Raw genomic sequence first — 13,970 nt, 5'->3', positions numbered from 1 at the left:
ATGATTCATGGCTAATCAACAGTATAAAGAGTTATTAACTGTGTAACGCTTTATACCATTGATTCGCCATGCAGCTTTTTAGCTATACCGTTATTAATGACTCAATTATTTAGCTGTTGTTTAGCGATTATTTAGCAATGTAACCAAGGGAAAGGTTGCACTTTTACGGTTTCACCAGCGGCTACATTGCCAGAATCTTGTGCTAGTACAATAAAGCAATTGGCATGGCTTAGTTGTTTGATACGGTGCGATTGTTGCTTGGTAAAGCTTTCAACTTGGAAATCGCCAAGTTCGTTTTGGGACAATATGCCTCTTTGAAAATCCATCCGTCCCGCTGATTTTTTGATATCATTTTTAAGCGTTGCAGTGAGACTTAACTGCGTAGGTCGCTCTTGTGGCGCAGCGCCTGCCATTTGCCACAAGGCTGGGATCACAAATTGTAGGCTACCAACGATGGTCGATAAGGGATTGCCGGGCAAGCCAAAATATAGCACGGGTTTGGCAAGATCTTTAGTTAGCTCGCCAAAGACAAATGGCTTACCGGGTTTCATCGCCACTTTATAGTGGTTAATCTGCCCAAGCTGTTCAATGACGGTGGTTAAAAAATCATAGTCGCCAACCGATACCCCAGCCGTGGAGATAAGGACGTCGCACTCTTGCATGGCTTGGGTTATGGCGGTGGTGGTTCTATCTAAATCATCTGGGATAATGCCATAATCACGAATAGTGATGGGCAAATCAGCGAGTAAGCTTTTTAGGGTAGGCGTGTTCGAGTTATAGATTTGCGCCAAACTGGTCAGCTCATTGCCAATTGCAACCAGTTCATCACCTGTTGCGAGTACACCAACGATTAAAGGCTGATATACCGTCACTTGACCAAAGCCCAAATTAGCCAATAAGCTAATATCAGCAGGATTTAGGCGTTTACCCTTTAACAAAACCGCTTCACCAGCTTCAATTTCTTCGCCTTGTTTACGGATATTGTCATCATACTTAGCGTCTTGACTGAGGGTAATAGCATAAAGCTGCGATTTATCAATGCTGCCTTTTATGGCGGCAAAGTTGGTGTTTTCTTGCATGATGACCGTATCACAGCTATCAGGAACGACCGCACCGGTAAAGATACGCATCCCTTGTCCTGCTGAAATGTCGCCACTATAAGGACTGCCCGCTTGTGATTCACCTACGATATCAATCGTGCTGTCTGCTGAGAGTAGACTGTCTTTAGCGATCGCATAACCATCCATCGCTGATAGATTTTGTCTTGGTATTGCAAAAGGCGAGACAATATCTTCCGCCAATATATGATGACGGCTGTCTAATAAGTCGTAGCTTTCGACCACTCTTTTGTGTAGCGGATAGTCGTTAGTATTATAAGTTTCTATGCGCTGCTGTATTTCAGAGATAAGTCCTGCAACCGTAATCATAAACGTCTACTCATTTTATTAATATTGAACTGTGTTATTGGTATTGAACGACACATAGCATAAAAGGGGTGTTGTATCACAAGAACCTTTATACCATAGCAGCTACTTTATAACATAAGAATTAAGTGACCGACAGCGGACTGCTTAGCCGCGGAATATATTCTCTTGCTCAAGCGTCATCTCGATACCTTGGATATCAGCCTCATGCGCTAAGGTAAACAAGTAATCGCATAATGATTGGTGAAAGGCTTGTTGGCTCAATTTGTTATGGATCGCAGGGCTGACTTGCTCATAAGTCATCTGTATCCCAGGTTCTTTATTGAGCACCTCAACGATATGAAAACCGTAACGGCTTTCGATAGGGCTGGGGGCAAGCCCTTTATCGAGCTTAAATAATACACCTTCAAATTCTGGTACGGTTTGACCTTTGCTAATCACACCCAGTTCGCCACCTTGCTCTTTTGAAGGGCAAGCAGAATGCTGGCGTGCTAACTGGATAAACTCTGCATCAGGATTGGTGTTATTTTTGATTTGTTCGATAAACTCATACGCGGTTTTTTTAAGTTTTAAGCGCTCATCACCATCTTCAGGCGGGCATGCCAATAAAATATGGCGTACAGTCATGATGGGATCAGTCTTAAAGTCAGTCATATTCTGCTTATAATAGCGCTCACAGGTTGCCATATCTGGCATCGTTGCTTGAACGTTTTTGTCTATTAAAGTAGAAATGGCTTGCTCTTCGTCGTTTTCCCATGCCGCTTCACCAAGACTTGGCTCATCTAAAACTGCCAATCTCAATAATTCGCGCACAACCAGCGCTTGCGTCGCTAAAAAGACGGCGTCTTCTTTGTTTTCTGCTGGATGATATTGCAGCTCTTGGGCGATATTGGTTCTATCTATCATCACCCCATTGACCGTCACAGAAGGCAGCTCATCACGGCTAGAGGCAATCAGATTTTTATGGTTGCTGCGCTCTTCTGCCATTGCTTTTTCGATGAACTCTTGGTCAGAATGCGGTTTTTGCAAATCAGACAAGGTTGGCATTACTCTAAGAATATCATCACCGCGACCAGTAGGGGTGTGATCGGCATGACTGTGACTGTGATTATCATTACCATGGCTGTGATGATTACCACTATGCACATGAGCGTTTTGGTTGGTCGCATGGTCGGCTGGATTGTAGGTACTGACAGTCATGGCTTTGCTCCACTAAGGGTTCTGGTAATAGAAATTCTAAAATATAGGGCGTGTTGATTCATCGTTAAAGGTAGGGTAAAGAGCAGTATCTAGGTGAGGATAGGGTTAAAAACGCCGTTCCATTTAGATACTGCTATATAGCCTTACTGAGAGTTCTTTTGTCTGACAATTTGATAGCGACGCCCGAAATACCAAATTGGCGCGCTAATGATATGAATAAGCCGTGTAAACGGAAATATCGCAATCAGGGTGATGCCGAGCGCCATATGCAGCTGATAAATTAAGTCAGTTTGCTCAATGCGCGCCGCTGCCTGCAAAGGTCTTAAGATTGTGATGTCCTGTGCCCAGCCTGCCAAATTCATCATGGTATAGCCATCTAAATGTTTCACTGACGTAAAGATGGACAGTAGACCTAAGTTCAGCTGGATAAATAACAGCACCAGTACCAGCTTGTCTGAGAACGATGAGGTGTTTGAGATACGGTCATCGGTAAAGCGTCGCCACATGAGCATGACTAAGCCAAACCAACAAAACACCCCTGCGATACCCCCAACGACCACTGCTAAAATCTGTTTATGCCCAGCGCTAATAAATCTGTCATAAAGAAAATGCGGTGTCAACATACCAAATAAATGACCCAGCAAGACCACGATAATGCCAACGTGGAATAAGTTGCTGGCAAGGCGCATGTTTTTGCTTCTGAGCATCTGCGTCGAGCCCGTCTTCCATGAATACTGAGATAAATCAAAACGTACCCAAGTACCAATAATAGCGATGGTCAATGCCACATACGGATAAACGCCAAAAAGGAAAATTTGTAGCCAGTTTAGGTTGGCTAAAGACTGCACACTAGGATCTGCGATATTCATGTCCTTTCTCCTTATTATGATTTAACCGGTTGGTTGGTTTTAAAATCTACCCAGTGCACTGGAGCATCGACCGCATTTGTAGCAGAGACATTTTTTATACCAGCTTTTGCTGCAAGATTTTGTGTACTCGTTTGTGACGGGCAGCGCTCTTCTTGTTGCGCATCCAAAAACGTCACCACTTCTTCTTCCCATTCTTTATCTAATGCTTCAAAGCTGTCATCACGCTTTTCTTTGCTGATTTTTTCTTGGTACTCTTCAACGATATCGAGCGGTTTACCAGCGATTTGCAATAGCGCATTAAAGCAGCCTTTATACAAGCTACCGCGACCCTCTAATCTGGCGGCAAGCAAAGCGAGGATATGGCTAACATCAGCGATATCCATACGAATTTGAATGTCGTCTTCGATAATGGTTGCTTGATACGCTAAAAATTCAAGATACAAAGGCAGATAATCAGGCAGCTCTTTGACGCTAATCTCAAAGCCAGCTTCCTGATATTGACCCATCAAATCGACCATCGCTTGACCACGGTCGCGCGACTCGCCATGTACATGCTCAAACAACCATAGTGATAAAGAACGCCCGCGCTCAAACAGACCGTCATAACGCGCTTGCGCCTCAAGAGAGCCGGTATCGATTAAATCTTCGATCAAGTCGATGATTTGCGTGCGTACTTCTGGGCTAATCAGCGTTGATTTGGCGACAATTTCGGTGCAATCGGCAAGCGTATCGCCGAGAAACAGCTCATTACTTGGATAATCAATAAGTAGGCTGAGTACCTTGAGTAGCTTCAAATCCGAGTTGCCGATGGTTGGTTGGGTAATTGGCTCATGCACTGAAGTGCTGTTATTAAGTTGAGTAGTTTGCATCTTATGACTCCCACTTTTGGACAGTATCGATGAAATCGCGGCGATTGGTTTTGCGTTGTCCAAACATGCTATTGTCCGAATGTCCTGAACAGCCTTCGCCAAAGGTGAATCCGCAACCATTACGCTCAGCGAATGCATCACTCAATGCTTCTTCACGATGCGCCGTTGGAATTACAAAGCGATCTTCGTAGTTGGCGATAGCCAAGTAGCGGTACATCTCTTCCACTTGCAGCTTGGTCAAACCCACATCATCCAAGATACTTTGGACTTCTTGTTTTTCAACCAATTGCATACGCTTGTAGCTACGCATAGCAAGTAGGCGTTTCAATGCTAGACGAACTGGCTCTTCATCGCCTGCGGTAAGCATATTTGCTAAATAGCGCAAAGGAATGCGTAAACTGTCGACATCTGGAATCAAACCATCCATACCAACTTTGCCTGCTTCAGCAGCATTTTGAATCGGTGATAATGGCGGTACATACCAAACCATCGGCAGCGTGCGGTATTCAGGATGTAGCGGTAGCGCAAGTTTCCAATCCATCGCTAGTTTATAAACTGGTGAGCGCTGGGCTGAATCAATGACCGATTGCGGTACACCGTCTTTTAATGCTTGGGCGATAACAGCAGGGTCGTTTGGATCTAAAAATACGTCTAACTGTGCTTGATAAAGGTCTTGCTCGTTAGGGGTGCTTGCTGCTTCAGCGATTTTGTCCGCGTCATAAAGCAGTACGCCCAAGTAGCGGATACGACCAACACAGGTTTCTGAACAAACGGTCGGTAAGCCAGCTTCGATACGTGGATAACAGAAGATGCATTTTTCAGATTTCCCCGACTTCCAGTTGTAGTAAATCTTTTTATACGGGCAGCCTGAGATACACATGCGCCAGCCGCGACATTTTTCTTGGTCAATTAAGACAATGCCGTCTTCTTCACGCTTATAAATCGCGCCACTTGGGCATGATGCGACGCAAGTTGGATTCAAGCAATGCTCGCACAGACGTGGCAAATACATCATAAAGGTGTTTTCGTACTCGCCATAAATCTCCGCTTGAATGTTGTCAAAGTTCTTATCTTTGCGACGTTTTTCAAACTCTGAGCCGAGAATTTCTTCCCAGTTAGGACCCCATTCAATTTTTTGCATACGCTTGCCAGTGATGGCTGAGCGCGGGCGGGCGATAGGTTGATGATTACTAATGGGCGCAGTATGTAAATGTTGATAATCGAAATCAAACGGCTCGTAATAGTCATCAATCTCTGGCAGGTCAGGGTTAGCAAAGATATTTGCCAATACTCTAAATTTACCGCCGATACGCGGATTGATGGTGCCATTGGCATTGCGTATCCAACCGCCTTTCCATTTGGTTTGGTTCTCCCACTCTTTGGGATAGCCGATACCGGGTTTTGATTCAACGTTGTTAAACCACGCATATTCCATACCTTCACGGCTGGTCCAGACGTTTTTACAGGTGACTGAGCAGGTGTGACAACCGATACATTTATCAAGGTTAAGCACCATGCCGACTTGCGAACGAATTTTCATGGATCTGTGCTCCAAATAATAGTAAAAAAGCAGCTTTATGTTCTTCCTAGATATCCTGAAATCAGGATATCTTTTCGATAGAAGAAACAGCTTTACCCTTCAATGCTGGTTGGTAATGGACGTGGCAATTCGTTATCTGGCTTATCTTCTAGCCAGTCGATTTTTGACATTTTACGAATCACGACAAATTCATCACGGTTACAACCGACGGTGCCATAATAGTTAAAGCCATAAGACTGCTGGGCATAGCTACCAATCATATGCGTCGGTTTCAAAATCGTCCGAGTGACCGAATTATGGATACCGCCACGCGTGCCTGTTTGCTCAGAGCCTGGAATGTTGACCAGTTTTTCTTGGGCGTGATACATCATGGTCATGCCTTCTTTCACCCTTTGACTGACGATGGCACGGGCAGTGATTGCTCCATTAGCATTGAACAGCTCAATCCAGTCGTTATCGACGATACCAGCTTTTTGCGCATCGACTTCCGACATCCAGACACAAGGTCCGCCGCGACTTAAGGTCAGCATCAGCAAGTTTTCAGAGTAGGTACTGTGGATGCCCCATTTTTGGTGCGGTGTTAAGAAGTTCAGTACAATCTCTTTATTACCATTTGGTTTAGCGTCTTTGAGCAGCTCAGTGGTCTTGGTGTCGATAGGTGGACGATACTGCTGCATTTGCTCACCAAACGCCTGCATCCAAGGATGGTCTTGATAAAACTGCTGGCGACCAGTAATCGTACGCCATGGAATCAGCTCATGGACGTTGGTATAACCAGCGTTATAACTGACCTGATCCGACTCAATGCCTGACCATGTCGGGCTTGAGATGATTTTTCGCGGCTGTGCGACGATATCTTTAAAGCGGATTTTTTCGTGCTCGCTAGATTTGGCAAGATGAGTATGGTCGCGACCAGTAAATTCAGAGAGCGCGCTCCATCCTTTTACGGCGACATGACCATTGGTCTCAGGCGCGAGCATCAAAATCATCTCAGAAGCATTAATGGCTGTATCGAGACGTGGTCTGCCTTCAGAGATACCCGTTTCAGTCACGCGGTGGTTTAAATCCCCCAGCTGTTTGACCTCGGTTTTCATATCCCAATTCAAGCCTTTTGAGCCATTGCCCAGTTTTTCTAAGGCAGGACCCATAGAAGTGAACTTTTTATAAGTGCTCGGATAGTCACGCTCAACCACTTTAATCATTGGGCAGTTTTTACCCGGTACAGGTTTTTCGCCAGCCGTTTTCCAGTCAGTGCCACCAAATGGCTGTGCCAATTCACCTGGGGTGTCATGTTGCATCGGCAAGGTGACAACGTCAGTTTCAACACCTAAATGACCTTTTGAGACTTCAGAGAAGCTCTTGGCAATGCCTTTATAAATTTCCCAATCGGTCTTAGATTCCCACGCAGGGTCAGTCGCGGCGGTTAATGGGTGAATGAATGGATGCATGTCTGAGGTATTCATGTCATCTTTTTCGTACCAAGTTGCAGTCGGTAGCACGATGTCAGAATACAAACAGGTAGAAGACATGCGGAAGTCTAACGTGACAACCAAGTCTAATTTACCAGTCGGTCCTTTTTCTACCCAATCGACTTCTTTTGGTTGCAGGTGACCCTCGGCGTTTTCTTTATTGAGCAAGCCGTTTTTGGTGCCCAAGAAATAATGCAGCATATATTCATGACCTTTACCTGATGAGCCCAATAGGTTTGAGCGCCAGATAAACATGTTGCGAGGGAAGTTGGCTGGGTTATCAGGTGATTCACAAGCAAAGCGTAAGCTGCCATCTTCGAGAGAATCGACCACATACTCTTCCACGCCTTTGCCGCTTTCCTTGGCTTTAGCAGCGATGGTCAGTGGGTTACGGTTTAATTGCGGCGCTGAAGGCAACCAGCCTGCGCGTTCTGCTTGAATGTTGTAATCAAGCATATGCTCAGGGAAGAACTTTTTATCGACGAGAGGCGAGAGTATCTCATGGGCAGAAATGGTTTCGTGACGCCACTGTGAGCTGTGATTGTAGAAGAAGCTCGTGCCGTTCATATGACGCGGCGGACGATGCCAATCAAGCGCAAAGGCCAATGGCAACCAGCCCGTTTGAGGACGCAGTTTTTCTTGACCAACATAATGTGCCCAGCCGCCGCCAGATTTGCCGATACAGCCGCACAGCATCAGCATGTTAATCACGCCGCGATAGTTCATGTCTAGGTGATACCAGTGGTTCATACCCGCGCCGATGATAATCATCGATTTACCATGAGTCTTATGGGCGTTTTCAGCGAATTCACGCGCGACTTGAATGACGCGCTCACGGCTTAGACCGGTGATGACTTCTTGCCAAGCAGGCGTGCCCGGTACGGTGGCATCGTTATAGTCATCGGTGACATGCTCGCCACCAACACCATTATCCACCCCAAGGTTGGCAACGGTTAGATCAAAGACGGTCGCAACGATAGCGGTGCTGCCATCGGCAAGGGTAATGGTTTTACAAGGAACGGTTTTTTGCTGTATCGCTTCGCCCGGTACCGAAGTGAAATGTGGATGATCCACATGACCAAAGTAATCAAAGCCGACTTTGCAAGTCTCATTACTGTCTTTTAAAGTCAATGTTAGGTCAATCTCTGCGCCTGTCGTGCCGTTTTTTTGCTCAAGGTTCCATTTGCCTTTTTCGCCCCAACGATAGCCAATCGAGCCGAGTGGGGAGACCAGTTCACCATCACTATTTAGACCGATGGTTTTCCATTCAGGATTGTTTTCTTGACCTAAATTATCGATTAAGTCAGAAGCGCGTAGATAGCGACCAGCACGGCGTGCGCCTTCTTCACCTTCTAGCATCACAAGGACTGGTAAATCGGTATAGCGTTTGGCGTAATCTAAGAAATAGTCACTTGGCTGCTTAAGATAAAATTCTTTGATAATGACATGACAGAATGCTTGCGCAACAGCCGCGTCAGTACCCTGTTTTGGATTTAGCCATAAGTCAGTTAACTTAGAAACCTCAGCATAATCAGGGGTGATAGAAACGGTCTTAGTGCCTTTATAACGAACTTCGGTAAAGAAATGCGCGTCTGGTGTACGCGTTTGCGGAACGTTTGAACCCCAGGCAATAATATAGTCAGAGTTGTACCAATCGGCTGATTCTGGCACGTCAGTCTGCTCGCCCCAAACCATTGGCGACGCTGGTGGCAGGTCACAATACCAGTCATAGAAGGACAAGCAAACACCGCCGATAAGTGATAAATAGCGACTCCCAGCGGCATAACTGACCATCGACATCGCAGGAATCGGAGAGAAACCGACGATACGATCAGGACCGAAAGTTTTGGCGGTATAGACATTACTAGCGGCGATGATTTCATTAACTTCCGCCCACGTTGAGCGAATAAAACCGCCCAAACCGCGCTTGGATTTATACTGTTCTGCTTTGATAGGGTCTTGGACAATGCTGCCCCAAGCATCGACTGGATCAGGATACTGCGCTTTGGCTTCACGCCATAATTTGAGAAGCGGCTTACGTACTTTAGGATATTTCACACGGTTCGCTGAATACATGTACCAGCTATAACTTGCGCCACGAGGACAGCCACGCGGTTCGTGGTTCGGTAAGTCTGGACGGGTTTCAGGATAGTCAGTTTGCTGAGTCTCCCACGTGACCAAGCCGTTTTTTACGTAGATTTTCCATGAGCAAGAGCCGGTACAGTTGACCCCATGCGTTGAACGCACGACTTTGTCATACTGCCAACGGCTACGATACACATTTTCCCAGTCACGAGACTCATCGCGCGTCTCACCATGCCCATCGGAGAATTCGCCCTTTTTACGTTTAAAAAAACGGAATTGGTCGAGTAAATGGCTCATTTCGCTATCCTCTGTATTATTGCCTATGGGGTATCTAAAGCTGAATGGCGTGGTAAAAACAACCCATTGCCCAAGCTGTAAATATTTTTCGATGGTATTATTTTAAGTAAGCCATTGCTCTCTTGCTATCCGCTAACATGAGCAGAGCACTACCACCTTAGTAGTAGCGGTAAATGATAAAATTTGCTTAAAAAATCGTTAAGTATTTATGAGTTGGGCTTATTTATAAGCAGAATATGGATTGGTAAAAATAAAAAAAGTGCTACTTACGCTGGCAAGTAGCACTATAAAGAGCGATGTTTTTAATTTAAAAATCTGTTTTTAGCGGATGATTTATACAAGGCTGCTTTAGCAAGGAATCTCAGCATTAGGGCGACTGTAATACCACCATGTCAACACTATACAGAGAACATAAAAGACAATTAAAGCGATAAAAGTACCATCAACACCCAATCCTGAACCAAACATTTTTGGGACAAAGAATGCGCCATAGGCTGCTATCGCTGAGGTAAAGCCAACCACTGCTGCTGATTCTTTACGTATCTCGACAAACAAGTCCTCTGTACCTGCTTTTTGAGGTTCAAGGCGTTCATGAAAGGTTCTGAAGATAACGGGAATCATGGTAAAGGTAGAGCCGTTACCGATACCCGTGGTAATAAACAGCACCATAAAGGAGATAAAGTATCCGACAAAGCTGCCCTCATGAGTCTCGCTAGGGAGGAAATACATCACCGCCACTACCGCCAACACCATCACGATATAGTTCCAAAAAGTCACTTTTGCGCCACTGGTTTTGTCAGATATCCAACCACCTAAAGGGCGAAATAGCGCACCAACTAAAGGACCCAAGAAGGCAAACTTAAGCGCATCAATGGCAGGAAATGAGTTTTTAATCAGCATCGGAAACGCGGCTGAAAAACCAATGAACGAGCCAAAGGTCGCCATATATAGGATACACATGATCCAGTTATGTTTGCGTTTAAAGATAACCGATTGGTCTTTAAAGGAAGCTTTAGCAGTGGCAATATCGTTCATGCCAAACCATGCCAGTGCTGAAAATAGCAGAATAAAGGGTACCCAAATAAAGCCTGCATTTTGTAGATAGAACAGCTGACCGCTTGCAGAGACTTGCGGGTCGCCGCCTAAGCTACCAAAGGCTGCTACCAATATAATCATCGGTACAACGAACTGCATGACCGACACGCCAAGATTACCCAAACCCGCGTTTAGCCCAAGAGCAGTGCCCTGTTCTGCTTTTGGAAAGAAGAACGAGATATTGGACATGGAGGAGGCAAAGTTACCACCACCGAAGCCACAAAGTAGGGCAATAATGGCAAATATCATAAATGGCGTATCAGGATTCTGAACCGCAAAGCCCATCCATAATGCTGGAATTAACAGGGATAAGGTAGATATCGCTGTCCAACGTCGCCCACCAAAGATAGGCACCATAAAAGAGTAAAAAATTCGCAGCGTTGCCCCTGATAGTCCGGGCAGCGCGGCGAGCCAAAACAACTGCCCATCATCAAAATCAAAACCAATCTCTGGCAGACGGACGATGACGGCACTCCATACCATCCATACTGCAAATGCCAATAGCAACGATGGAATGGATATCCATAAATTTCTACGCGCGACTTTTTTGCCGCCTCCTTCCCAAAATTCTTCTACTTCAGGTCGCCAGTCAGTGATGAGCTTACCACCTTTGAAGTTGTAATTATTGCCCATGTTATTCCTCACTTAGTATCAGCTATGCCTAGTTATGTTCAGTGTTTTTTATCATCAAATGGCTGTCTAAACTTACAGTAAACCGTAGCGCTTACTCCTGTTAATGTTGATAACAAAGAGCCGCCGTAATGGCTTATGAGCGCTATGAATCACTTGCTCTTTCAAAAAATGATAACTCACGGTACTGTGTTATCACGGTGAGTAGTATTCATACATAGTGGTATACTGATGACTAAAAGGGGTATATTGCGGGCAGGTTTATCACTAAAGTTTTGCTTGTCGATGGACTGATAAGTGCGCTGTAGTATTTTTTATGCTGTGTATTTTTTGCTTTTGCGACGTTCAATTTTAAGATCTCAAATCCTTTGTGCAGGAAGTGTTTGATGGGAGCGCTATTAATCATGTCTAATCTACGACGGCAGTCTTTGTTCCTTCATACTTGGATTGCTATTACGATCATTGCTACTTTGTTTTTGATGTCAGCGATAGGCAGCGGTGCGCTCGCTTGGGTCGCAAAGTCTGATGCTGAGGCGATTAATACCGCAGGCTCGATACGCATGGCAACGTATCGCATTAGCTTTCAGTTAGCGACTGATTTTGCGGATAACCATCCCTTTAGCTCAAGTCTAAATATCAAACAAGATGGCTTAGATAGTGACAATGCGTCGCAGGTAGAAAAGCAAGACAGACTGGATTTCTCCAATAAAAGTGAGTCTGAAAAAATAGACATACTGGTTGAAGACATGGAGAGTCGTCTCAACAAATTACAAGCGTATCAATTGACCAGTGCCAACAGAGATAAGGTCATCAGTGAGCAATGGAGCCAGATAAAATCACAATGGTTTCGTGATTTAAAACCAGCATTGTTGGCACAAGACAAGCAAGGCTTTTATAGTAATTCAACCAAGTATATTGACGATGTTAATCGTTTTGTTGGCGCGTTACAGGATAGAAATGAGCAGCGTCAGACATGGCAGCAAAACCTACAAATACTCTCACTGATACTGAGCATGATTATTATGCTGATAGGCGTACGGAGATTACAGAACTCAGTGCTAACGCCTATTCAACAACTCATTAAAGCCAATCGGGCGTTTAAAGAAGGCAAATATGATACGAGAGTGTCTATCAGCGGTTATAGAGAATTTGAAGCGCTTGGCAATTCTTTTAACGGTATGGCCAGTACCATTGAGAGGTATCAGCGCTCACTTGAGAGTGAGGTACAGACAAAGACTCAGCATCTGGTAAAAGCCAACCAAGCCTTATCATTGTTTTATGATTTTTCAAAGCAATTGACCAGTAGTCCTGTGAGCTTACATCGGCTTGATGAATTGATTACTGGCTTTGGGTGTATATTCCCATATTTAGATTTTACGCTGTGTATCCAAAGCAATATTCTCACCAATAAAAACTCTATAGCCCTGCACGATGATAGGATGAAGGAGCTATGTACCAAACTCACTTGTGAAAGCTGCTCTATTAAAGAAGACGTTTATACCAAAACGTTTCCGATCATTCATCAAGATATAGAGTTTGGTGAGCTAAAGGTCAGACCGAAATCTGTCTTAATGACCAATAAAGCTTATGCAGAAGATAATAAAAAAAGCGAGGAAGATTCAACACGCATCAAAGTAGTAGAGGTAGATAGTAGTTATTTAATTGCTAAAAACAATGAGTTGATCGTTGTGCTGACCAATCTCGTCAGCACCGCCTTATCGCTACGCAGACAAAGGCAGCAAGACCATCAGCTTATTCTACTTGAAGAGCGCTCGACCATTGCTAGGGAGTTGCATGACTCTTTAGCACAGTCATTGTCTTATCTAAAAATACAAGTCAGCGTGCTCGAAAAACATCTGCAACTGTCTGCTGATAAAGACAGTGGGCTGGTGGTGTTTGATGAGAAAAGTCAAATCAAGGTTGGGCAGCATATCAGTCAAATAAAAATGGGTCTGAACTCTGCTTATCATGAGCTGCGAGACTTATTGACGACTTTTCGCTTGACGATTGATAGCGGCAATTTTGATGAAGCTTTGTATGAGGCGGCTGATGAGTTTGCTGTAAAAGGGCAGTTTGACATAAAGGTCAACAATCAAATCCTATCTTTGAATCTAACGGCAACCGAACAAGTGCATCTCATTCAAATTATAAGGGAGGCGCTGTCGAATATCAGTCGCCATGCCCACGCTAACAGCGTCACTATCGATTTGGTTTATGATGATGAAAGTAATTATGTAGCGATGATGGTCAATGATGACGGCATCGGCATATCAGGGACTGTCAATCAGACCCAGCATCATGGTCTAATGATTATGAAAGAGCGTGCCTATAAATTAGGCGGTGATTTGATTATCTCTAATAATGTACCCGCAGGTACCAGCGTCATCGTCAGGTTTGTACCCAGTTTCTTTACGGATTATATGGCTGAGCAAAACTAAGTGAATAGGCTTAGTAAACGCTCTTAACCACTGCATTGTATTTTTTGTAGCATT

8 protein-coding genes are annotated in these 13,970 nt (G+C 44.6%); 1 reads left to right on the top strand and 7 read right to left on the bottom strand.

Annotation, left to right across the window (positions count from 1 at the left end):
• Positions 1-131 precede the first annotated feature (131 nt).
• From C8D84_RS00890 to C8D84_RS00860, 7 genes are all read right to left on the bottom strand, one after another.
• A complete protein-coding gene (locus C8D84_RS00890; RefSeq protein ID WP_109589338.1) occupies positions 132-1,427 on the bottom strand; it encodes a molybdopterin molybdotransferase MoeA in 1,296 nt (431 codons plus the stop codon).
• 144 nt (positions 1,428-1,571) lie between these two features.
• Complete coding sequence (locus C8D84_RS00885; RefSeq protein ID WP_407691865.1) at positions 1,572-2,471, bottom strand: peptidylprolyl isomerase; 900 nt, start codon at positions 2,469-2,471, stop codon at positions 1,572-1,574.
• Between the two features lie 296 nt (positions 2,472-2,767).
• On the bottom strand, positions 2,768-3,493 hold the full coding sequence (narI, locus tag C8D84_RS00880; RefSeq protein WP_045447153.1) for a respiratory nitrate reductase subunit gamma: 726 nt from the start codon (positions 3,491-3,493) through the stop codon (positions 2,768-2,770).
• A gap of 14 nt (positions 3,494-3,507) precedes the next feature.
• Entirely contained in the window at positions 3,508-4,362 is an 855-nt protein-coding gene (gene narJ / locus C8D84_RS00875) for a nitrate reductase molybdenum cofactor assembly chaperone (RefSeq protein ID WP_109589334.1), read from the bottom strand.
• A 1-nt stretch (position 4,363) separates the two neighbouring features.
• A complete protein-coding gene (narH, locus tag C8D84_RS00870) occupies positions 4,364-5,902 on the bottom strand; it encodes a nitrate reductase subunit beta (protein ID WP_055125087.1) in 1,539 nt (512 codons plus the stop codon).
• 92 nt (positions 5,903-5,994) lie between these two features.
• Positions 5,995-9,753, bottom strand: a complete 3,759-nt coding sequence (locus tag C8D84_RS00865; RefSeq protein ID WP_109589332.1) for a nitrate reductase subunit alpha — start codon at positions 9,751-9,753, stop codon at positions 5,995-5,997.
• 348 nt (positions 9,754-10,101) lie between these two features.
• Positions 10,102-11,481 (bottom strand): NarK family nitrate/nitrite MFS transporter, encoded by a 1,380-nt coding sequence (locus tag C8D84_RS00860; protein WP_055125085.1) that lies wholly within the window; start codon positions 11,479-11,481, stop codon positions 10,102-10,104.
• A 401-nt stretch (positions 11,482-11,882) separates the two neighbouring features.
• Between C8D84_RS00860 and C8D84_RS00855 the strand changes: the two genes are divergently transcribed.
• Positions 11,883-13,916, top strand: a complete 2,034-nt coding sequence (locus C8D84_RS00855) for a histidine kinase (RefSeq protein ID WP_228244391.1) — start codon at positions 11,883-11,885, stop codon at positions 13,914-13,916.
• The last annotated feature ends 54 nt before the right edge of the window (positions 13,917-13,970 follow it).

The organism is Psychrobacter immobilis (assembly GCF_003148585.1).
GTDB classification, from domain to species: domain Bacteria; phylum Pseudomonadota; class Gammaproteobacteria; order Pseudomonadales; family Moraxellaceae; genus Psychrobacter; species Psychrobacter immobilis.
Note: the sequence above shows the minus strand (reverse complement) of the source record. Positions and strands in the feature narration are given on the sequence as shown.